The sequence below is a fragment of the Cystobacter fuscus genome (assembly GCF_044360685.1).
Taxonomy (GTDB): domain Bacteria; phylum Myxococcota; class Myxococcia; order Myxococcales; family Myxococcaceae; genus Cystobacter; species Cystobacter fuscus_C.
On record NZ_CP043491.1, the window covers coordinates 6,666,957 to 6,687,154 of the forward strand.

Annotated in this window: 18 protein-coding genes; 9 read left to right on the plus strand and 9 right to left on the minus strand. The window is 70.0% G+C overall.

Features of this window, described 5'->3' with window-relative positions:
- Positions 1–33: 33 nt before the first annotated feature.
- The gene (locus tag F0U63_RS27250; protein WP_395833960.1) at positions 34–2,127 is read right to left on the minus strand and encodes an STT3 domain-containing protein; all 2,094 of its coding nucleotides are present in this window, start codon (positions 2,125–2,127) and stop codon (positions 34–36) included.
- A gap of 152 nt (positions 2,128–2,279) precedes the next feature.
- Between F0U63_RS27250 and F0U63_RS27255 the strand changes: the two genes are divergently transcribed.
- From F0U63_RS27255 to F0U63_RS27265, 3 genes are read left to right on the plus strand one after another with little or no spacing between them, the layout of a single operon-like run.
- The gene (locus F0U63_RS27255) at positions 2,280–3,395 is read left to right on the plus strand and encodes a sugar ABC transporter substrate-binding protein (protein WP_395833962.1); all 1,116 of its coding nucleotides are present in this window, start codon (positions 2,280–2,282) and stop codon (positions 3,393–3,395) included.
- Positions 3,396–3,410: 15 nt separating this feature from the next.
- Positions 3,411–4,184, plus strand: a complete 774-nt coding sequence (locus F0U63_RS27260; protein ID WP_071901987.1) for an ATP-binding cassette domain-containing protein — start codon at positions 3,411–3,413, stop codon at positions 4,182–4,184.
- Positions 4,181–5,410, plus strand: coding sequence for a sugar ABC transporter permease (locus F0U63_RS27265; RefSeq protein WP_395833964.1), 1,230 nt, complete (start codon positions 4,181–4,183; stop codon positions 5,408–5,410). Before F0U63_RS27260 ends, F0U63_RS27265 begins: the two co-directional genes overlap by 4 nt.
- Before the next feature lie 79 nt (positions 5,411–5,489).
- On the opposite strand, the gene F0U63_RS27270 is transcribed toward F0U63_RS27265, so the two are convergent.
- Complete coding sequence (locus tag F0U63_RS27270) at positions 5,490–6,497, minus strand: cation diffusion facilitator family transporter (RefSeq protein ID WP_395833966.1); 1,008 nt, start codon at positions 6,495–6,497, stop codon at positions 5,490–5,492.
- A gap of 110 nt (positions 6,498–6,607) precedes the next feature.
- Between F0U63_RS27270 and F0U63_RS27275 the strand changes: the two genes are divergently transcribed.
- The 3 genes from F0U63_RS27275 to typA all read left to right on the plus strand — a co-directional run bounded on the left by F0U63_RS27275 (position 6,608) and on the right by typA (position 11,230).
- Positions 6,608–8,188, plus strand: a complete 1,581-nt coding sequence (locus tag F0U63_RS27275) for a sigma 54-interacting transcriptional regulator (protein ID WP_395833968.1) — start codon at positions 6,608–6,610, stop codon at positions 8,186–8,188.
- Between the two features lie 4 nt (positions 8,189–8,192).
- The gene (locus tag F0U63_RS27280; RefSeq protein ID WP_395833970.1) at positions 8,193–9,122 is read left to right on the plus strand and encodes an alpha/beta fold hydrolase; all 930 of its coding nucleotides are present in this window, start codon (positions 8,193–8,195) and stop codon (positions 9,120–9,122) included.
- A 269-nt stretch (positions 9,123–9,391) separates the two neighbouring features.
- Positions 9,392–11,230, plus strand: coding sequence for a translational GTPase TypA (gene typA / locus F0U63_RS27285; protein WP_395833972.1), 1,839 nt, complete (start codon positions 9,392–9,394; stop codon positions 11,228–11,230).
- A 120-nt stretch (positions 11,231–11,350) separates the two neighbouring features.
- Here the strand turns inward: typA and F0U63_RS27290 are convergent, their stop codons facing one another.
- On the minus strand, positions 11,351–12,286 hold the full coding sequence (locus tag F0U63_RS27290) for a DUF808 domain-containing protein (protein WP_395833974.1): 936 nt from the start codon (positions 12,284–12,286) through the stop codon (positions 11,351–11,353).
- A gap of 84 nt (positions 12,287–12,370) precedes the next feature.
- On the minus strand, positions 12,371–12,793 hold the full coding sequence (locus F0U63_RS27295) for a hypothetical protein (protein WP_395833976.1): 423 nt from the start codon (positions 12,791–12,793) through the stop codon (positions 12,371–12,373).
- Positions 12,794–12,863: 70 nt separating this feature from the next.
- Here F0U63_RS27295 and F0U63_RS27300 point away from each other — a divergent pair, with 70 nt between their 5' ends.
- Positions 12,864–13,802, plus strand: coding sequence for a bestrophin family protein (locus tag F0U63_RS27300; protein WP_395833978.1), 939 nt, complete (start codon positions 12,864–12,866; stop codon positions 13,800–13,802).
- Positions 13,803–13,874: 72 nt separating this feature from the next.
- Positions 13,875–14,648 carry a spermidine synthase gene (locus tag F0U63_RS27305; RefSeq protein ID WP_395833980.1) on the plus strand — a complete coding sequence of 258 codons (774 nt, stop codon included), beginning with the start codon at positions 13,875–13,877 and terminating at the stop codon, positions 14,646–14,648.
- A 9-nt stretch (positions 14,649–14,657) separates the two neighbouring features.
- Here F0U63_RS27305 and F0U63_RS27310 read toward each other — a convergent pair whose 3' ends face one another.
- The 3 genes from F0U63_RS27310 to F0U63_RS27320 all read right to left on the minus strand — a co-directional run bounded on the left by F0U63_RS27310 (position 14,658) and on the right by F0U63_RS27320 (position 17,494).
- The gene (locus F0U63_RS27310; RefSeq protein WP_395833982.1) at positions 14,658–14,873 is read right to left on the minus strand and encodes a DUF5818 domain-containing protein; all 216 of its coding nucleotides are present in this window, start codon (positions 14,871–14,873) and stop codon (positions 14,658–14,660) included.
- Entirely contained in the window at positions 14,870–16,720 is a 1,851-nt protein-coding gene (locus F0U63_RS27315; protein ID WP_395833984.1) for a S8 family serine peptidase, read from the minus strand. Before F0U63_RS27315 ends, F0U63_RS27310 begins: the two co-directional genes overlap by 4 nt.
- A 141-nt stretch (positions 16,721–16,861) precedes the next feature.
- A complete protein-coding gene (locus tag F0U63_RS27320) occupies positions 16,862–17,494 on the minus strand; it encodes an alpha/beta hydrolase (protein ID WP_395833986.1) in 633 nt (210 codons plus the stop codon).
- A gap of 135 nt (positions 17,495–17,629) precedes the next feature.
- On the opposite strand from F0U63_RS27320, the gene F0U63_RS27325 reads away from it, so the two are divergent.
- Positions 17,630–18,049, plus strand: a complete 420-nt coding sequence (locus F0U63_RS27325; protein ID WP_395833988.1) for a hypothetical protein — start codon at positions 17,630–17,632, stop codon at positions 18,047–18,049.
- 31 nt (positions 18,050–18,080) lie between these two features.
- Here F0U63_RS27325 and F0U63_RS27330 read toward each other — a convergent pair whose 3' ends face one another.
- Both F0U63_RS27330 and F0U63_RS27335 read right to left on the minus strand, forming a co-directional pair.
- Positions 18,081–19,277: a class I SAM-dependent rRNA methyltransferase gene (locus tag F0U63_RS27330; RefSeq protein WP_395833990.1), complete on the minus strand. Its 1,197-nt coding sequence runs from the start codon at positions 19,275–19,277 to the stop codon at positions 18,081–18,083.
- Complete coding sequence (locus tag F0U63_RS27335; RefSeq protein WP_395833992.1) at positions 19,274–20,086, minus strand: HAD-IIB family hydrolase; 813 nt, start codon at positions 20,084–20,086, stop codon at positions 19,274–19,276. The genes F0U63_RS27330 and F0U63_RS27335 overlap by 4 nt, the downstream gene beginning before the upstream one ends.
- Positions 20,087–20,198 lie beyond the last annotated feature (112 nt).

Below are 20,198 nucleotides of genomic sequence, written 5' to 3' on the forward strand. Positions count from 1 at the left end.
CCTCTCCTTCTCAGCCTCGAGGCGTCCGGCCGCTCACGCCCCTACGTCCACCGCCTGTCCCTCGCGCACGGCCCGTTCGGACACCTGGGCGGTGCCTCCGCCTCCCTCACATTGGACGCGGTAGGCGCCCCGGGCGAGCACATCGGACTCGCGGGTGTCCCGGACCGTTGGATAGGCCACGCGCAGGGAGAAGCCTCCCTCCGCACCTGCGGTGGCCCGGGGCTCGTACCGGAGCGTCGCCCCCCGCCCCGTCTCCAGCTCCAACGAGGCCGTCACCAACGCGCCGGGCGAACACCGGCCGCGCAGCTCGGCTCCAGGGACGACCTCGAACACGCGCGCATGCGGCAGCTCCGGATGCTGGCGGCGCGACTCGACCGAGTCATGCACGAGGCGGAAGCGCGCGCTCGCGGCCCACGCTCCCGTGGCGAGCCCCGCGTGCTCCCGCAGCCAGAACGCGAGCGTGTCGGACAGCTTCACCTCGGGGCGTCCCAGCACCCCATCCATGGGCGTGAGCAGCAGGTAGCGCGCGGACGACGCCCGCGCGAGCACATAGGCCTCTTCCTCGGACGTGGCGCCGAGCACCGCGCTGGCCCGGGCATTGGCCTCCTGGTGCACCGGCACCTGGGAGAAGGGCGTGGCCACCGCGGGGCGCTCGGCCCACAGCACCAGCAGGTGCCCCATGTCATAGGGCGCGATGACACTCCACCCCGGGCGGACACTCGCGTCCCACGGCGGCGAGGGCTCGGGCGTGTGCTCGCGCATCCACTCCATCGTGGAGCGCACGCGGCCAATGGGACTGGCATCGGGTTGTCGCGGGTGCGGCAAGGCCCCGGCGAGCAGGGGCAGTCCCGCGAGCCCCAGCGCGACGGCCGAGACGCTCCGGACGCGAGGCGCCGCGCCGCGCAACAAGCCCTCCCACCCCACCGCGACGCACAGGGCCGCGCACCCCATCAAGGGTTGGGAGAAGCGGGCCTGGAGCAGCGCGGCGGCGCCAAGCGAGAGCGCGCCGAGCACCAGGGGCGCGGCGCTCGCGTCCCGCTCCTTCCACGCCCGCGCGCTCACGGCGACGAGCCCCACCGGCAGCAGCACCAGCACCGGGCCGAGCAACTGTCCGGCGAACTCCGGATCCTTCCACAGCGGCGTGGACTCCATGACGAGGGCGAGGAGCGGATCCCCCCGCCGCAGGTGCTGCCAGGCCCGGGACAGCTCCGGCAGCAACGGCACGACGCACGGCACGGCGAGGCCGAGCGACAGCCACCCTCCGCGGTGGCGCTCCAGGAGCAGGGCCAGCCCCGAGGCCCCACACCACAGCCCCAGGGCGAGCAGGGGCGCGAAGGCGGTGAGGCCGTGGTAGGCGAGCGAGCGGGGCTCGCCGAACAGCACCACGCCCAGGGCCAGCACCCCGGCGGTCCCCACGCCCAGGGCGAGCCCCACCCGGCCCACACCCGCCCCCACCCGCTCGCGCTGGAGCCACGCGGCGACGGGGAGCGAGGCGGCGAGGCCCGGCAGCAGGACGAAGCCACTGGTGGTGAGCAGCGGCGCGAGCCCGAGCACCGCGCCCGTGACGGCTCCGAGCATGACGCCGCGCGTCTTCAACGCCTGGCCGAGCAGCAGCGCGCAGAGGGCGGCGAGGAAGGGCTCGTGGACATGGTGGTCCGCGTTGCCGAGCGCCCCCGCCTCCACCGCCGCCGGCACCAGGGCCAGCAGGGCGAGCACCCCGAGCGCGACGGCCTCGCCGCGCCAGCGCCTCACGAGGAGTGACAGCAGGACCAACCCGCAGAGCGAGAGCACCGGATCCACCCAGGCGGCGGCGCGCTCGGGGGCCTCGGGAGCGAGCCGCAGGAAGAGGGCCACGAGCCCGGTGTGCAGGGGGGGCCAGATGATGGACGCGCCGACGGGTGCATTGATGTACGGATCGAAGGGCGCGAAGCGGGGGAAGGCGGCCTGTTGGAGGTGGGCGAAGCGCACGTAGTAGTGCGAGTCCGTGGCGACCAGCTCCACGTGCTCCCCGGTGAAGACGTTGCGCGCGTCCGCGAGCCGGGCGCAGACGGCCAGGGCGAGCAACGAGAACCCGACGAACCAGAAAGCCAGGGTGCGTCTGGAAGAGAAGTGTCGCGGAGGGAGCATCAACTTTCGAGAGAGTCTACTTCCGGACGGACTCGGCGACCCTACGCCGCACCGCGGCATAGGACTATGACTTGCAGCGGCCCGAGGGGACAGGGAGGATGCGCGCGCCTTTGTCGCTCCCGACACGGTTTTTTCACAAGAACGAGGCACAAGTGAACACGCGCTACTTCCCCCCATTCGGCGCTTCGGCGCTCGCGGCCCTGATGCTCTTGACTCCGGGCTGTAAGGACAACAAGGAGTCCACCCCGGCGGGCGGTGGTGCCCCGGCCAAGCCCGCGGGCGCGAAGATCGCCCTGCTGCTGCCCGAGTCCAAGACGTCGCGGTACGAGTCGCATGACCGGCCGCACTTCGAGCGCAAGGTGAAGGAGCTGTGCGCCGAGTGCGAGGTCATCTATAGCAACGCGGATCAGGACGCGGCCAAGCAGCAGAACCAGGCCGAGGCGGCCATCACCAACGGCGCGCAGGTGCTGGTGCTGGATCCGGTGGACGCGGCGTCGGCGGCGGCCATCGTGGGACGCGCGCGCCAGTCCAAGGCGATGGTCATCAGCTATGACCGCCTCATCGCCCAGGCGGACGTGGACTACTACATCTCCTTCGACAACGAGAAGGTGGGCAAGCTGCAGGGCCAGGCGCTCGCGGACAAGCTCAAGGCGGACGGCAAGTCGGACGGCACCATCGTCATGATCAACGGCTCGCCCACCGACAGCAACGCGGCCATGTTCAAGGCCGGCGCGCACAGCGTGCTGGACGGCAGCGGCGCGAAGATCGGCGCCGAGTACGACACGCCGGACTGGAGCCCGGACAAGGCGCAGCAGCAGATGGAGCAGGCCATCACCCAGCTGGGCAAGGACAAGATCGTCGGCGTGTACTGCGCCAACGACGGCACCGCGGGTGGAGCCATCGCCGCGATGAAGGCCGCGGGCATCAACCCCCTGCCCCCCGTGACGGGCCAGGACGCGGAGCTCGCGGGCATCCAGCGCATCGTCGCCGGTGAGCAGTTCATGACGGTGTACAAGGCGATCAAGGCCGAGGCCGAGGCGGCCGCGGAGCTGGCGGTGGCGCTCGCGCGCGGGGGCCAGCCGGCGGCGGGCAAGGTCAACGGCAAGGTCAACAACGGCCAGAAGGACGTGCCCTCCGTGCTGCTCACGCCGGTGGCGGTGACCAAGGACAACATCAAGTCCACCATCGTGGCCGATGGCTTCTGGACGACGGCGCAGATCTGCGAGGGCTCCTTCCAGGCAGCCTGTGCGCAGGCGCAGCTGCAGTAAGGATACGAGGCACCCATGACGGCGACCGCGCTGCTGGCGCTCCGTAACATCTCCAAGCGATTCGGGGCCGTCCAGGCCCTCAGCCAGGTGGACTTCGAGGTCCACCCGGGTGAGGTCGTGGCCCTGGTGGGAGACAACGGGGCGGGAAAATCAACCCTTGTCAAAATCATCTCGGGCAGCATCCCCATCGACGAGGGAGAGGTCCTCTTCGATGGAAAGCCCGTGACGCTGGGCACGCCCAAGCGCTCATCGGCGCTCGGAATCGCCACCGTGTATCAGGACCTCGCGCTGTGCGATAACCTCGACGTGGTGGGCAACCTCTACCTCGGCCACGAGGAGGGGAACGCCTTTGGCTGGCTGGATGAGACGGCCATGGAGCAGCGCGCCTCGTCGCTGCTCAAGACGCTGGCGGTGAGCATCCCCAGCGTGCGCACGCAGGTGGCGGCGCTGTCGGGTGGTCAGCGGCAGACCATCGCGGTGGCGCGCGCGATGATGGGCTCGCCCCGGGTCGTGCTCCTGGACGAGCCCACCGCGGCGCTCGGCGTGGCACAGACCCGGCAGGTGCTCGATCTCATCCGGCGGCTGCGCGAGCAGGGGCTGGGCGTGGTCGTCATCAGCCACAACATGATGGACGTGTTCTCGGTGGCCGACCGCATCATCGTGATGCGGCTGGGCAAGCGCGTGGCCACCTTCGATGTGAAGAACGTGAAGGAAGTGGATGTCGTCGCGGCCATCACCGGAGCCCGGCCCGCGCAGGTCGCCAGTACGCTGAAGATGGAGGAAGCATGAGCTCCGCGAATCAAACCGCGATCGATCCCCGGTTGATCCAGGACGCGCCGGGCCTGGCGGGAGCGTGGGCGGGGTTCCGCCGCCGCGTCTCCCAGGGTGAGCTGGGCAGCCTGCCCGTCATCATCGGCCTGAGCGCCATCTGGATCATCTTCTACCTGGCCAACGAGCGGTTCCTGTCGGCCATCAACCTCACCAACCTGATGCTGCAGATCTCCGCCATGGGGATGATCTCCGCGGGCATCGTCCTCATCCTGCTGCTCGGGGAGACGGACCTGTCGGCGGGCGCCGTGAGCGGTCTGGCCGCGGCGGTGATGACCATCCTCAACGTGAAGATGCACGTGCCGGCGGTGCCCGCGCTGCTCGCGGGGCTCGCCACGGGCACGGCGATCGGCGCCTTCCAGGGCACGTGGGTGACTCGCTTCAAGGTGCCCTCCTTCGTGGTCACCCTGGCGGGCTCGCTCGCCTGGCAGGGCGCGCTGTTCTCGGTGCTGGGCTCCACCGGCAGCGTGAACCTGTACGATCCGGTCATCACCGGGCTGACCTCGACGTTCTTCTCCACCCCCGTGTCCTGGGCGATCGTGGCGGTCATCATCGCCACCTACGTGGGCAGCGTGTTCCTGGAGCGGCGGCGGCGTGCGTCCCTGGGGCTCATCCAGGCGCCCCTGCGCAACGTGGCCCTGCGGATGATCATCATCTGCGGGGCGGTGGTGGTGGCGGTGGGCATCTTCACGCAAGACCGCGGCCTGCCCCTGGCCACGCTCATCTTCGCGGGCGTGGTGGTGGCGCTGGAGCTGCTCCTGCGCAACACGCGCTTTGGCCGTCACGTGTTCGCCGTGGGCGGCAACGCCGAGGCGGCGCGCCGCGCGGGCATCCGCGTGGAGTTCATCCGCATCACCATCTTCGCGATGGGCTCCACCCTGGCGGCCGCGGGCGGCATGCTCGCCGCCTCGCGTCTGCTCGCCGTCAATCAGTCCTCGGGCAGCGGCGACGTGCTGCTCAACTCCATCGGCGCGGCGGTCATCGGCGGCACCAGCCTCTTCGGCGGGCGCGGCTCGGCCTGGTCGGCGATTCTGGGCGCGCTGGTCATCGGTTCCATCGCCAACGGCATGGATCTGCTGGCCTTCTCCTCGTCGGTGAAGTTCATGGTGACGGGCAGCGTGCTGCTCGTGGCCGCCTCGGTCGACGCGGTGTCCCGCCGCGGACGCCAGGCCGCCGGCCGGGCGTGAGGTGAACCGGAGCCGGTACCGCGAGAGGACCCGAGGTCTGGGGTCCTCCCGGTACCGGCCCCCGGAGGGCCCCCGAGTTTCAGTGCACCTCGCCCACGTGGGCGTAGGTCTCGCTCTCGATCTGGATCGTCGTGTGATCGATCTTGAAGCGCTCGAGCAGCTCGTGCTTCACCGCCGAGAGGATGTCGTCGTTGTTGCTGACCTTCGGGTCCGCCACCACGAGGTGCGCCGAGAGCGCGTACATCCCACTGGCGATCGTCCACACGTGCAGGTCATGCACGTCGCGCACGCCCTGCACCTTGAGCAGCAGTTCCTTGACCTGGGGCATGTCCACGTGCGCGGGCACGGCCTCGAGCAGCACGTCCACCGCGTCGCGCACCAGCCGCACCGCCCCCACGACGATCACCACCGAGATGAGCACGGAGATGAGCGGGTCCACCATGTACCAGCCCGTCAACCACATCACCCCCGCGCCCACCAGCACGCCCACGCTCGACAGGGTGTCGCCCAGCACGTGCAGGAAGGCCCCGCGCACGTTCATCGAGTGCGTGTGGTGCAGGAAGTTCAGGGCCAGCAGGTTGGCGATGAGGCCCACCGTGGCCACCACCGCCATGGGCCCCAGGTTCACCTCGGTGGGCGAGCGGAAGCGCTCCCAGGCCTCCAGGACGATGCCCACGGTGATGACCAACAGCAGCACGCCGTTGAGCAGCGCGCTGAGGATCTCCATCCGGTAGTAGCCGTAGGTCTTCTTCTGGTCCGCCGGCTTGCCGGAGAACCACAGGGCGAGCAGGCTCAAGCCCAACGCGCTGATGTCGGTGAGCATGTGGCCCGCGTCCGACAGCAGGGCCAGCGAGCGGGTGAGCCATCCCCCCACCGCCTCCGCCACGGCGATGGTGCCCGTGAGCGCCAGCGCGACGAGCAGGCGGTTGCGATCCTTGCGCCGCTCCTCCTTCAAGGAACGAGGCGGGGGTCTCGGGGGTTGTCCATGACCGTGTCCATGGCCGTGCCCATGGCCACCACACGCCTCTTCGTGCGAGTGATCATGGTCATGGGAGGACGCTGCGTGCGGATGACGAGGAGGAGTCACGGGTGCAGGGTATTCCACCGCGCCCACACGTGGGGGCGCCAGGTGGGTAGAATCGACGAACCTCGCGGGCTCAAGGTCTCCTCTTGTTGAACATTCCCAAGCCACGGCAAATGGACCGTGAGCGGCATCAGAACCTTCAGAGCATCATCATGCTGCGGGAAATCATCCGCAAGTGGTGGCGCGCGGAGCTGCACTTCGCGGATCGGCACGGGCAGGTGCTGGATTGGAACCGGGGCGAGGCCATCGCCTCCGCGGCCAGTGCCTGCTGCCGGCTCGCGCGCAACTCGCGCGAGGGGCTGCGGCGCTGCAACCAATCGGTGCGCGAGCTGCACGAGCAGTTCCTGGGCAATCGGCGCCTGCGCCGGGCGATCGTGCAGCCCTGCCATCTCCAGTTCAGCCTCGTGGCCGCGCCGCTGTACGTGCAGGACGAGTACGAGGGGTTCCTCTTCGTCGAGGGCCTGCTGCGCGAGCCCCTGACAGCGGGCGCGCGCGAAGGCCTCCGGGCGCGGCTGCGCGAGCTGCAACCGGCGGCCCTGGACGTGGAGCGCGCCGTGGAGCGGCTGCTCGTGCTGGATGACGACAACCTGGAGAAGCTCACCGTGCTGCTCGAGTACGGCACCGGGGAGATCGCCGCCTACGAGGCCGAGCGCGCCCGTGAGGTGGAGCGTGCCCAGGAGGCGCCCGCCCGCGGCGGCGCGAACGCGCGCTTCGGGCACATCATCGGCCGCTCGGCCGCGCTCCAGGAAATCTTCAAGGTGCTGGAGAAGGTGTCCAACTCCGAGGCCACCGTGCTCATCAACGGCGAGTCGGGCACGGGCAAGGAGCTGGTAGCGCGCGCCATCCACGACAACGGCCCCCGGCGCAACGCGCCCTTCGTGGTGCAGAACTGCTCGGCCTTCAACGACAACCTCCTGGAGAGCGCCCTGTTCGGCCACATGCGCGGCGCCTTCACCGGAGCGGTGCGCGACAAGAAGGGCCTCTTCGAGACCGCCGACACCGGCACCTTCTTCCTCGACGAGGTGGGCGACATGTCGCCCGCGCTCCAGGTGAAGCTCTTGCGCGTGCTCCAGGAGGGCACCTTCCTGCCCGTGGGCGGCACCCAGCCGCGCGAGGTGGACGTGCGCGTCGTCGCCGCCACCCACAAGGACCTGGGCGAGATGGTCAAGCGCGGCGAGTTCCGCGAGGACCTCTACTACCGCATCAACGTCATCCGCGTGCACCTGCCGCCCCTGCGCGAGCGCCGGGACGATCTGCCGCTCCTGGTGGACCACTTCCTGCGCAAGCACCACCGCGAGGGCCAGCGCGCCCGCGGCCTGTCCCCCGAGGCGCTCGCCCTGCTCGGCCGCTATGCCTGGCCGGGCAACGTGCGCGAGCTGGAGAACGAGATGGAGCGCCTGCTGGTGCTCGGAGGGGATCTGGAGCTGCTGCCCGCCGACCTCATCTCCAGCCGCATCCGCGACGCGGTGTCGCCCGGGGGCTCGTCCTCTCCCCTCCCCCGCCTCACCGGCAGCCTGCACGAGGCCGTGGAGGCGCTCGAGCGGGAGATGATCCACCAGGGACTGTTGCGTACTGGGAACAACAAGAGCCGGCTCGCCCGGGAGCTTGGCATCAGCCGCTCCAACCTTATCTTGAAGATCGCCCGTTACGGCCTCGACGCGGGTCTTCCACCCGACGCCGAGGCGGACGCATGACACCATGAGCGATCTCTTCCGGCAGGACTTCCTCACCGTTCCCGATGGGGCGGCGCTGTACTACCAGGTGAGTGGAACGGGCGAGCCCGGCGCGGTGATGTGCGATGGCCTGGGCTGCGACGGCTTCGTGTGGAAGTACCTCGAGCCCGCGCTGGCGCGCCACCACCGCGTGCTGCGCTGGAACTACCGGGGCCATGGCCGCTCGGGCGTGCCGGACAAGCGCAACCGCATCGGCCTGTCCTATACCTGCGATGACCTCAACCGGGTGATGGACGCGGCGGGCATCCAGCAGGCCGTGCTCTTCGGCCACTCCATGGGCGTGCAGGTGGCGCTCGAGTTCCACCGCCGCTTTCCCGAGCGGGTGAAGGGGCTCGTGCTGGTGTGCGGCAGCTACGGCACCCTGCTCGACACCTTCCACGACGGCCCGCTGCTCAAGCGGCTCTTCCCCTTCATCAAATTCACCGTGGAGCACTTCCCGGACCGCGTGGCGCGGCTCACCCGCGCCCTGCTCAGCACCCCGCTGGCCCTGGAAGTCGCCCTGTCGGTGGAGATGAACCGCTCCCTGCTCACCAAGAGCGACCTCATCCCCTACTTCGCGCACCTGGCCAACATGGACCCGGTCGTCTTCGTGCGCACCCTGCGCTCGGCCGCCCACCACAACGCCTGGCGGCACCTGCCGCGCGTGAACGTCCCCACCCTCGTCATCGCCGGCAAGCTCGACAAGTTCACCCCCGCCTGGCTGTCTCGTCGGATGGCCGCCCACATCCCGGGGGCCGAGCTGCTCCTGCTGCCCGAGGGGACTCACGTGGCTCCCCTGGAATACCGGGAAACCGTCGAGCGGCGGGTGCAGCGCTTCCTGAGCGAGCACCACCTCATGCCCCCTCCGGCGCGCTACCGCACCTCCGAGCACGAGCAGTTCTCGGCCTTCCCGTAGCCTCGGGCCGCAGGGGGGCATATCGCCTCCACACCTACCTGGTGGGAGGAGGCTGGGCTCGAGGGGCCGCGCCGGAGCCAGGGACTGGCTGTCGGCACGCCTTTCGTCCAGCCACGTTGCAGGGGAAGGACTCACGGCATATAAGCGCCCGCCCTTCGCGTTTCTGAGGGGTTCCATCAGGCCCCCTGGGGCCCTGGGCGCCTTGCCCACCACGACTTCTTGCGCCGGGCTTCGTGCCTCGGCCCTCCCCCCGCAGATCCCCCGCATCCATGATTGCCCGAGAGAACATCCGCAACGTCGCCATCGTCGCCCACGTCGACCATGGCAAGACCACCCTCGTCGACCACATGCTTCGCCAGGCGGGCATCTTCCGCAGCAACGAAGCCCTGACCGAACGGGTGATGGACTCGAACGACCTCGAGCGCGAGAAGGGCATCACCATTCTCGCGAAGAACACCGCCGTCACCTACCAGGGAAAGCAGATCAACATCATCGACACCCCGGGCCACGCCGACTTCGGCGGTGAGGTGGAGCGCGGCCTGCGCCTGGTGGATGGCGTCATCCTCCTGGTGGACGCGGCCGAAGGTCCCCTGCCCCAGACGCGCTTCGTGCTCAGCAAGGCGCTGGGCATGGGCCTCAAGACGGTGCTCGTCATCAACAAGATCGACCGCGCCGACGCCCGGGCCAAGGACATCCTGGATCAGGTCTACTCGCTCTACATCGACCTGGGCGCGGACGAGCACCAGCTCGAGTTCCCCGTGCTCTACACGGTGGCGCGCCAGGGCCAGGCCTCCACGAGCCTGGAAGTGCCGGGCAAGACGCTCGAGCCGCTCTTCCAGGCGATCCTCTCGCACATCTCGCCTCCGCCCGCGCCGCAGCAGGAGCAGCTGCAGCTGCTCGTGGCCAACCTGGACTATGACGACTACGTGGGCCGCCTCGCGGTGGGCCGCGTCCAGGCGGGGCGGATCACCGCCAACATGCCCGTGGCCGTGATGCGCGAGGGCGGCAAGATCGCCCAGGGCAAGATCGTGAAGCTCTACGGCTTCCAGGGCCTCAAGCGCACGGAGATCCCCGACGCGGGCCCCGGAGAGATCGTCTCCATCGCGGGCATCGAGGACATCTCCATCGGTGACACCATCGCCGACGCGGAGAAGCCCGTGGCGCTGCCGCGCATCACCGTGGACGAGCCCACGATGATGATGATCTTCAAGGTCAATGACGGGCCGCTGGCGGGCAAGGAAGGCAAGTACGTCACCAGCCGCAACCTGCGCGAGCGCCTGTACCGCGAGGCCTACCGCAACGTGTCCATCCGCGTGGAGGACACCGAGACGCCGGACGCCTTCCGCGTGGTGGGCCGTGGCGAACTGCAGCTCGCCGTCATCATCGAGACGATGCGCCGCGAGGGCTACGAGCTGACGGCCTCCAACCCCGAGCCGGTGACGAAGACGATCGACGGCGTGCTGCACGAGCCCATGGAGCTGCTCTTCTGCGACGTGCCGGAGAACAGCGTGGGCGCGGTGACCGAGCGCCTCGGGCCCCGCAAGGGCCGCATGACGGACATGGCCCAGCTGGGCGGTGGCCGCACCCGCTTGCAGTTCCGCATCCCCGCGCGCGGCCTCATCGGCTTCCGCTCGGAGTTCCTCACCATCACCCGGGGTGAGGGCATCATGAGCAGCCAGTTCGACGGCTACGAGCCCTGGTTCGGCTACATCCCCAAGCGCGCCAACGGCGCCATCGTGTCCGACCGCCTGGGCGAGACGGTGCCCTACGCGCTCTTCAGCATCCAGGAGCGTGGCCACCTGTTCGTGGGCGCCGGCGTCACCATCTACGAGGGCATGATCATCGGCGAGCACGTGCACCCCTCCGAGCTCAACGTGAACGCCTGCCGCGAGAAGAAGCTCACCAACATCCGCGCCGCCGGCCGCGACGAGAACGTCATCCTCACGCCTCCTCGCGAGATGGGGCTGGAGAAGGCGCTGGAGTGGATCGCCGACGACGAGCTCGTCGAGGTGACGCCCAAGTCGGTGCGCATGCGCAAGAAGGCGCTGGCCTCGGGCGAGCGCTACCGCGCCGAGCGTGACCGCAAGCGCGAGGAGCGCGAGGGCTGAGAACCCCCCAGGCGCCGCGGCGGTGAAAGCGGCGTCCGGGTTTTACCCGAGGGCGAAGGTGGGCGGGCTCTCCGCTCCCTTCGCCCTTCGTCTTTCACGGGGGAGAGGGACAGCGCGGGCCTACTTCTTCTCCTTGCCACGGCCCAGCACGCGCGAGCCCACGCTCACCACGCCCAGCACCAGCGCGCCGGCGAGGACGCCCACCAGGGCATTGGCCAGCGGCGACACGAGCGCCCCCAGCACGCCCGCGGCCTGGGCCACGCCCTCGATGGCGTGGTGCAGCGGCTCGATGCCGTGCGTGAGGATGCCTCCGCCCACGAGGAACATGGCCGCGGTGCCGGCGACCGACAGGAACTTCATGAGCAGCGGCGCCGCCTTGAGGATGCCCCTGCCCAGGCCACGCAGCGTCTGCGGCCAGGCCCCCTCGCCCGTCTGACGGCTCAGCGCGAGCCCCGCGTCGTCCAGCTTGACGATGCCTCCCACCAGTCCGTAGACGCCCACGGTCATCAGCACGGCCACACCCACCAGCGCCAGCACCTGGGTCATGAAGGGCGCGTTGGCCACGACGCCCAGCGAGATCGCGATGATCTCGGCCGAAAGGATGAAGTCGGTGCGCACCGCGCCCTTGATCTTCTCCTTCTCGAGCGCCACGAGGTCCACCTTCGGATCGCCCACGGCCTGCACCAGCTTGTTGTGGTGGGCCTCGTCCTCGTCATGGCTGTGCAGGAACTTGTGCGCCAGCTTCTCGAAGCCCTCGAAGCACAGGTACAGACCGCCCACCATCAACAGTGGTGTCACCGCCCAGGGCGCGAAGGCGCTGATGGCCAGCGCCGCGGGCACCAGGATGGCCTTGTTCAGCATCGAGCCCTTGGCCACCGCCCACACCACCGGCAGCTCCCGGTCGGCATTCACGCCGGTGACTTGCTGGGCATTGAGCGCCAGGTCATCACCCAGCACCCCGGCGGTCTTCTGCGCCGCCACCTTGGTCATCACCGACACGTCGTCCAGGAGGGTGGCGATGTCGTCGATCAGGGCGAGCAGGCTGGATCCGGCCACGGTGAAGGCTCCTTACAGCGAGAGGTAGGAGCGCATACTAATGTCCCCGGGCGGGGAAGCCACCGACATCCGCCGTCATTCGCCTCACCGGGCAGGCTGCCGCCCCGCCTGTTGGAGGAGTCCGGCCACCCAGGACTCGGCCTCCTCGGGGGTGGAGAAGGTGAGCACGGACGTGGGCAGCGGCAGGACCGCCAGGATGGCGCGGAGAGCCAGCCGGGCCAGGGGCGAGGCGAGGATGATTCCCGCGCCCAGGATCCGCTCGCGCAGGTGGGCCTCATGCACCTTGAACCACGCCAACTGACGCTGGCGCTGCTCCGGGTCCATGGACATCCGTGAGATCTGGCGCAGATCGATGAGGAGGATGAGCTTCTGCTCGGCGCGCTCCAGGTGCTCGCCCAGGGTCACGAGGAACGACTCGTACTCCTCGGGGGAAAGGGCCCGGGGAAAGCCGAGGGAGAGCAGGGGCCATCTCGAGCTGTCGAAGCGGACTCGGTCTGTGTTGGACATGCGCGGGGAACACAGTATGCCAGGGAGGCACCTCGCGGGGCGATGACCCACACGCCCCGGCAACTCCACCATGATCATCCGCCCTCGTCCCACCGCCTGGCAGTTGCTCTACATCCTGCGCGGCTCGGTGCTTCCCCTCGTGCTGCCCCAGGTACTGGGGATCTCGCTGTTGTCCTGCCTCGCGGTCCTGGCCATCCGCAATGGGTGGCTCCACCTGCCCTCCAGCACCGCCGTCCCCATGTCCCTGCTGGGGCTCGCGCTCTCCATCTTCCTGGGCTTTCGCAACAACGCCAGCTACGACCGCTGGTGGGAGGCGCGCAAGCACTGGGGCGCGCTCATCATCGAGCTGCGCTCCCTGGCCCGTGATGCCGTGGCCCTGCTCGACGACGGCGCGGACCCGGGAACTGCCGTGCGAGGACGTCACGACGCACGGCGGCTCGTCCATCACGGCATCGCCTTCGCCCATGCGCTCGCCGGGTATCTGCGCGGGCACGACGAAGGCGACAACCTCGCCCGCGTCCTCGCTCCCGACGAGCTGGCTCGGGTCCAGGCCAGCACCAACCCGCCGGACGCGCTGCTGCGCGAGATGGCCCGGGAACTCGCCACCCTGCGGCGCACGGGCCGGCTCACCGACATCCCCTGGCAGACCTTGAACGAGCGCGTTGGCGGGCTGTCCTCGGTGATGACCGCCTGCGAGCGCATCCGCTTCACCCCCCTGCCCTTCGCCTACACCGTGCTACTGCACCGCACCGCCTACCTGTTCTGCCTGTTGCTGCCCTTCGGGCTGGCGGAGCTGCTCGGGTGGATGGCCCCGGTGCTCGCCGCCATCCTGGCCTATACCTTCTTCGGACTGGACGCGCTGGGAGACGAGCTGGAGAACCCCTTCGCCCACGTGCCCAATGGACTGCCCCTGCTGGCCATGGCCCGGACCGCGGAACGGGGACTGCGCGAGGCCCTGGGCGAGCCCGTTCCCGAACCGCTGCAGCCCCAGTCGTACGTGTTGATGTGAGAAAGTCGCTTCCCGCGCATGTCCGACTCGAGATCGAAGCATGGAGCCCGCCAGCGGGCGGCGAGGCCGCGAATGAGCCCGAGGGCCTCGGCCACCGTGGTCCACGAAGCGCCCTCGCCGCTCGGAACGGTGTTCGTGGTGGACGCGGGTGACCTGCGGACGCTCCGCTTCGACAGTCCCCGTGGCGCCATCCAGAGCGCGCTGCGCAAGAGCGATCCCCTGGCGGTGCCCACGAGCTATGTGCGGGTGGCCACCGCCGGGCTCGCGCTCACCCAGGGGCGCTCGCGTGTCCTGGTGGTGGGACTCGGGGGAGGCGCCTTCCCCCGGCTGTTGCACCGGTGTCTGCCCCGGACACGGGTGGACGTGGTGGAGCTCAACCCCGTGGTGGTGGAGGTGGCCCGGCGCTACTTCCACGTCCACGAGGACGAGCGGCTGCACATCCAGCTCGGGGACGCGGCCCACTTCATGGAGCAGCGCGGGCCGCTCTACGATCTCATCCTCCTCGATGCGTTCGCGGGCGAAGGGACGCCGGAGCACCTGAAGGAGACGCTCTTCCTCGAGGCGGTGCGGCGCCGGTTGCAGCCGGGGGGCGTCGCCGTGCTCAACATCGCCCTGGAGGATCCGGCGAAGGTGGCGTGGCGGGTGCGGACCTTCGCCGGCTGCTTCGAGGACTGCGCGATGCTGCGCGGCGCGTCGGAGTTCATCAACCTGCTCCTGGTGGGCACCCAGGAGCCCCTTCCCCCCGAGCCGCAGTTCCGGCGGCAGCTGTCCCAGCTCGCGCGCGAGATGGGGTTTCCCTCCCTGACGCGCAGCGTGGTGTCCTTCGCGCGCGCCCTGGAGGGATGAGGACGGGCCTCAGAGGAAGCGGTACGAGCTCACGGTGAACACGGGGCCGACCATCGCGACGGTGACCGCGTCACGGTCCACGTCTCCCTGCACCTCGATGCGCTGGCCGTCCTTCTTGATCTTCCGGTCCCCGCCCGCGAGCTGGTAGGTGCGGCCGTCATCGCCCTCCAGCACCCAGACGCCCGTCTCGATGTCGCGGAACATCACGCGTCCGGTGAGCTTCATGGCGACTCCCGGCGCAGCATGGCGCGCGAGATGAAGAGGCAGATGAGCACGTTCACCACCAGCCAGGGCCGGGCCATGAAGGTGAAGGGCATCCACGCCAGCGCGGGCGCCTTGACCCAGGCGGTGTAGGCGAGGAAGCCAGCGAAGCCCAGCGCGAGTCCGCCCAGCGCGGGGCGCAGGCCCTTGAACTTGATGGCGAAGATGGAGAGCACCAGGGGGATGAGCGCGCTGTAGAAGAGCGGGCTGACCGTGCGGGTGCCGAAGATGATGCGCTGCCAGTCGGGAATGGGCAGCCAGGCCACCTGCACCACCTCGCCCGCCGCGCCCGGGACACCGCCCACCCACGAGCGGAGGAAGAACGCCCCCACGGTGGCCAGCACCAGCGGCACGAGGAAGCTCGGCCGCAGGAGGATGTTGAGGTAGCCCGGACGCTCACGCCCGCGCAGCGTCAGCAGCACCAGCGCCAGCAACGCCAGGGCCCACCACAGCGACGGCCAGCGCGAGCTCGCGCCGCCCAGCGCCTTGAGCGACGCCTCGGCATCCAGCAGCCCGTGGCCGTACTCCTCCGTCCAGGTCTGCCCCCCCGCGCGCGCCGCGCCCGCGAACAGGGCCCGCTCCACCTCGTCCGGTCCGCTGGCACCCTCGGCGTAGAGCAGCGCCGCCACCGCCGCCACGTGGGGCGTGGCCATGCTCGTGCCCTGATAGGCGGCATAGACGGAGCGCGAGACGTCGCGCGGATCGATCGTGTTCTGCAGGATGCCGCCCGCGTCACCCTGGCGCTTGTCTCCACCCGGCGCCGCGATGTCCAGCTCCCGGCCATAGGACGAGTAGAAAGCGCGCACGCCGCTCGGGCCCACCGCGGCCACCGCCACCGCGCCCGGATAGGCCGCGGGGAACTCCACCCGCGGACGGCCCGCGTTGCCCGCCGCGGCCACCACCGTGACGCCCTTCTTCCGGGCGTACGCCACGGCGTCCGCCATCACCTGCGAGTAGCCCCCACCACCCAGGGACATGTTGATGACCTGGGCGCCGTTGTCCGCCGCGAAGCGGATGGCATCGGAGATGTCCGCCGACGTGCCGGCGCCGAAGTGGTTGAGCACCTTCACGGGCATCAGCGTCGCCTCGAACGCCACGCCCGCCACGCCCACCCCGTTGTTCGTCGCCTGCGCGATGGTGCCCGCCACGTGCGTGCCATGCCCATGGTCGTCATTGGCGTGCGTGTCGTCACCGACGAAGTCATACCCCTTCTTGAACCGGACGCCCTTGAGGTCCGGCACCTGCTTGAAATCGTCGTGGTCCTCGTAGGCGATGCCCGTGTCCAGCACCGCCACCACCACGCCCTTGCCGTGGCTGCGCTGCCACGCCTGGGGCATGTGGATCATCCGCAGGTTCCACTGCCGGGGATATTCGGGATCGTTCGGCTGGAAGCCCTCCTTGTCGAGCGCCGGCGCCGGCTCCTCGAACACGGCCTCCTCGCCCACGGGCACCCGGTACACGCGCAGCGGCTCGGCGGACTCCACGGCCGGGTGCTGGCGGATGCGCTCGAGCGCCGCGTCCACGTCCTCCACCCCGTGCGCGATCGTCACGCCCGAGCGCGGCCCCTCCACGGAGTTGTACGTGAGATCCACCCCCCACTCCGCCTCCCAGGCGTCGATCTCCTCCTGCGAGGTGCCATCCTTGAAGTCCACCACGATGCCGTGGGGCTCCTCCTCCGACAGCACGCGCCGCGAGGTGTCCGCCTCGAGGGCCGCTCGCTCCGCCGTCTCCGAGGACTCCGGAGGCGACGCGCAGGCCGCCAGCGCCAGGGCCAACACCGCGTTCGCCAGGATCCAACGCTTCATGGGCATGGGTGCTCCTTCGTGACGACCCCTACGAACGAACCGCGGAACGATTGGGTCTCACTCGAATCTGCTCGTTTTCCCGCCCGGAGGACAAGCCGTCATCCGGCCGGGGAGTGCTAGTGGATTCAATGGTTTACGCGGCATCGGTCAGTTGCCCGACAGCCGCTTCAACCAGGCGCGCACCTGCCTGCCGACGATCGGGAGGGCATGGTGGAGGTGGGCGCCCGCCCCTTCCACGACTTCCAGGGTGCCGCCCGCCGCGTCCACCGCCCGGGCCAGCTCGGCGCGCGACAGGGTGGTGTCCAGCTCGCCCACCACCACGAGCAGCTCCCGCCCCAGGCCCGTCAGCTCCCCGGGCGTCACCCCGCGCGGACTCACCAGACACAGGCCCGCCACCCCGGAATGCCGCGCCCGCAGCCCGAGCGCCACCCGGGCACTGCCATGCATCGCGGCCACCGCCGCCGTGGGGGCCTGGGCGTTCTCCAACACCACCGTCAACGCGGCCTCGGCCTCGTCGACGAGGGCCGCGCCCGTGCCGCGCTCGCCCTGGCTGCCACCGACGCCGCGGTAGTTGAAGCGCAGCGTGGCATGGTCCGCCGTGGCCGCGGCGAAGGCCAGCTCCGCCCCGATGACATGATCCATGCCGCCTCCCTCCTCGGGCGTGGGCGACAGCACGAGCAGCGGAGGACGCACCTGCCCCCGGTGTGCCACGCCCTCCATCACCTCACGCCCCACGGGGATGAGCGCCGGGCGCTCGAGGTACTGACCTTTGAGGACCATAGGGGGCGGCAGCTTAACGCGGCGCGACGGCCCATGTGCCTCCCGCGGCGAAGCGCGGTGCATTCCTCGCGGCCTCCCGCGCGCTGCTGTTAACCTCTGGAGAGATGACACACCCCTCTTGGAGGGGGAGGACCCATGACTCGCGACGAAGCGCAGAAACTGGTGCAGGCGTACCTGCTCGCCCTCAAGCAACCCAGCGAGGGCCTCAACCCCCAGGGGTTTGGTGGCGCGGTGATCGGCGAGGCCCAGCTCTACTTCGAGTACCACGGCAAGACGCAGCAGTTGGAGGCGAGCGCCCTCGTCTACAAGTTCCGGGATCGCCCCAAGCCCGGCATCCTCGAGGGCTTCAACGCCGAGGAGAAGGCCGGCACCCCCACTGGCGGCGGCGTGGTGGACTACGAGCCGGAGAACAAGAGCCTGTTCCTCAGCCGCTCCTACGCCTCGGTGCCCTCGGTGGAGACCTTCCAGCAGGACATGGACCAGCTCATGAAGGCCAGCCTCCAGTGGAGCACCGAGGTGCTCGACCGCGTGGCCTCGCGCGTGTTCAAGAACTGAGGCCCGTGGGCGCCCGCCCCCGGGCCGCCCCTCACACGGACGCCATCACGTAGAACTTCAGGTACTTGCCCTCCGGGAACTGCAACCGGATGGGATGATCGGGCGGCTGGTAGCGCTCCTCCACCAGGGCGAGGTCCACTCCCGCCTTGAAGGCCGCTTCCTTGACCGCGCCCAGGAAGTCGTCCGGGCCCACGCGCGCCGAGCACGAGGCCGTCGCCAGCAGGCCTCCGGGCCGCAACAGCCCCAGCGCCTGGCGGTTGAGCGAGGCATACCCGTCGATCGCCGCCTGCACCGCCTTCTGGCTCTTCGCGAACGCGGGCGGGTCCAGGATGATGAGATCGAACGTGCGGCCCTCCTCGCGGAAGGACGCCAGGAGCTTGAACACGTCCGCCGCCAGGAAGTCATACTTCTCCGCCGGCAGGCCGTTGCGCGTGAAGTTCTCGCGCGCCAGGGCGATGGCCTCCGGATCCAGGTCCACCGAGAACACACTCTTCGCCCCGCCCAGCGCCGCGTTCACCGAGAACCCGCCGCTGAAGCAGAAGCAGTTGAGCACGTCGCGGCCCTCGGCCAGCCGCCGGATGAGGTAGCGGTTCTCGCGCTGATCCAGGAAGAAGCCCGTCTTCTGCCCCTTCCAGGCGTCCACGAGGAACGTCGCCCCGCGCTCGCGGATGGTGAGCAACTCCGGCGCCTTCTCGCCCCAGAGCATCCGCCCCGCGCCCCGGCCGTCGTCGTCCTCCACGTCGTCCCGGCCCACCTCGTCCCGGCCGATGATGCCCTGGAGCTCGGGCACCGCCGCCTTGAGCGCCTCGACGATGAGCCCTCGGTAGGGCGTGAGGCCCGCCGAGTACAGCTTGAGCACCGCGTAGCGGCCATACAGGTCCACGATCACGCCCGGCAGCCCATCCCCCTCGCCGTGCAGGAGCCGGAAGCTGTCCGTGTCCTTCAAGTCGATGAGCGAGCGCCGCTCGGCGAGCGCCTGCTTCACGCGCTGGGCGAAGAAGGCCGCGTCGATGGCCTGGCGGGGGTTGCGCGTGAGCACCCGCACGGCGATGGCCGAGTGCGGATCGAAGTAGCCACGCGCCACGAACTTCCCGTTCTCCGCCAGGTCCACCACGCTGCCCGGGGGAATCTTGGGCACCTGGGCGAGCGCCTTGCGGAACACCCACGGGTGCCCCGCGCGCAGGTGACGGCCCAGCCCCGGTGCGAGCTCCAACTTCACGACATTCACGGTCTGACTCCCCTTTTGACTCCCCTGGAGGCGAGCAGGGCCCGCACGAGCTCCTCGAAGCCCCTGCCCTCCTCCGCCCGGGTGATGAAGGCCGGCGGCGTGTCGATGCGCTCGAGCACCCGCCGCACGTTGGCCACCCCGACACTCAGGGCGAACTCCCCGAACATCGGAGCGTCATTGAAACTATCCCCCACGTACACGAAGCGGGGCTCGCCCGGCACGGGTGTCACCCCCCAGGCGAGCTTCAGGAAGCGGCGCACCGCCGAGCGCTTGTCGAAGCGGCCCAGCCAGCAGTTGATGTGTACCGACGAGCGCACCGCCGTCACACCCCGCGCGCGCAGCAGGGCCTCCAGGCGCTCGGCTCCCGCCTCGCCCAGCCGCGCCTCCTCGTTCCAGTCCACCGCCAGGTCCACCTCGGTATAGGCGCTGTCCACGGACAATCGCGCGCCCGGCACCTGCCGCAGCACCGCCGCCACCTCCGCCTGGAGCCGCTCGCGGTTGGGGGCCCGGACGCGCGGGGACTCCGCGTACACCTTGCGCAGCCGTCCTCCCGCGCCGCGCAGGAAGAACAGGCCACCGTTCTCCGCGATGACGCCCTCCACCGGCAGCGTGCGGGCCCAGGCCTCGCCCCAGCCCGCCGGCCGGCCCGTCACCAGCACCACCTTGAAGCCCGCGTCCGTGAGGCGCTCGAGGGCGCGGATGGTGGTGGAGCGCAACCGGTGCGCGGTGGTGAGGGTGCCATCGACATCGGTGAAGACACCCTCCACTCGGGAGAGGTCCGCTTCACGCAGGGGACGGGGAGGTGCCATACGGTCCGCCGCACCTACACCCTTCCCGGCTCGGCGGGAAGGCCCGCAAGAACGAAACCCCCGGGAGGTGGGGGCCTCCCAGGGGTTCGTCTTCAGCTCAGCTCGGGTTCAC

Bases quoted from the DNA above. Each gene is read 5' to 3' on its own strand.
- F0U63_RS27280 (WP_395833970.1), top strand. From the start codon at position 8,193: ATGAGCGATCTCTTCCGGCAGGACTTCCTCACCGTTCCCGATGGGGCG.
- F0U63_RS27275 (WP_395833968.1), top strand. From the start codon at position 6,608: ATGGACCGTGAGCGGCATCAGAACCTTCAGAGCATCATCATGCTGCGG.
- F0U63_RS27300 (WP_395833978.1), top strand. From the start codon at position 12,864: ATGATCATCCGCCCTCGTCCCACCGCCTGGCAGTTGCTCTACATCCTG.
- F0U63_RS27305 (WP_395833980.1), top strand. From the start codon at position 13,875: ATGAGCCCGAGGGCCTCGGCCACCGTGGTCCACGAAGCGCCCTCGCCG.
- F0U63_RS27315 (WP_395833984.1), bottom strand. From the start codon at position 16,720: ATGCCCATGAAGCGTTGGATCCTGGCGAACGCGGTGTTGGCCCTGGCG.
- F0U63_RS27265 (WP_395833964.1), top strand. From the start codon at position 4,181: ATGAGCTCCGCGAATCAAACCGCGATCGATCCCCGGTTGATCCAGGAC.
- F0U63_RS27260 (WP_071901987.1), top strand. From the start codon at position 3,411: ATGACGGCGACCGCGCTGCTGGCGCTCCGTAACATCTCCAAGCGATTC.
- F0U63_RS27335 (WP_395833992.1), bottom strand. From the start codon at position 20,086: ATGGCACCTCCCCGTCCCCTGCGTGAAGCGGACCTCTCCCGAGTGGAG.
- F0U63_RS27320 (WP_395833986.1), bottom strand. From the start codon at position 17,494: ATGGTCCTCAAAGGTCAGTACCTCGAGCGCCCGGCGCTCATCCCCGTG.
- F0U63_RS27250 (WP_395833960.1), bottom strand. From the start codon at position 2,127: ATGCTCCCTCCGCGACACTTCTCTTCCAGACGCACCCTGGCTTTCTGG.
- typA (WP_395833972.1), top strand. From the start codon at position 9,392: ATGATTGCCCGAGAGAACATCCGCAACGTCGCCATCGTCGCCCACGTC.
- F0U63_RS27325 (WP_395833988.1), top strand. From the start codon at position 17,630: ATGACTCGCGACGAAGCGCAGAAACTGGTGCAGGCGTACCTGCTCGCC.
- F0U63_RS27295 (WP_395833976.1), bottom strand. From the start codon at position 12,793: ATGTCCAACACAGACCGAGTCCGCTTCGACAGCTCGAGATGGCCCCTG.
- F0U63_RS27310 (WP_395833982.1), bottom strand. From the start codon at position 14,873: ATGAAGCTCACCGGACGCGTGATGTTCCGCGACATCGAGACGGGCGTC.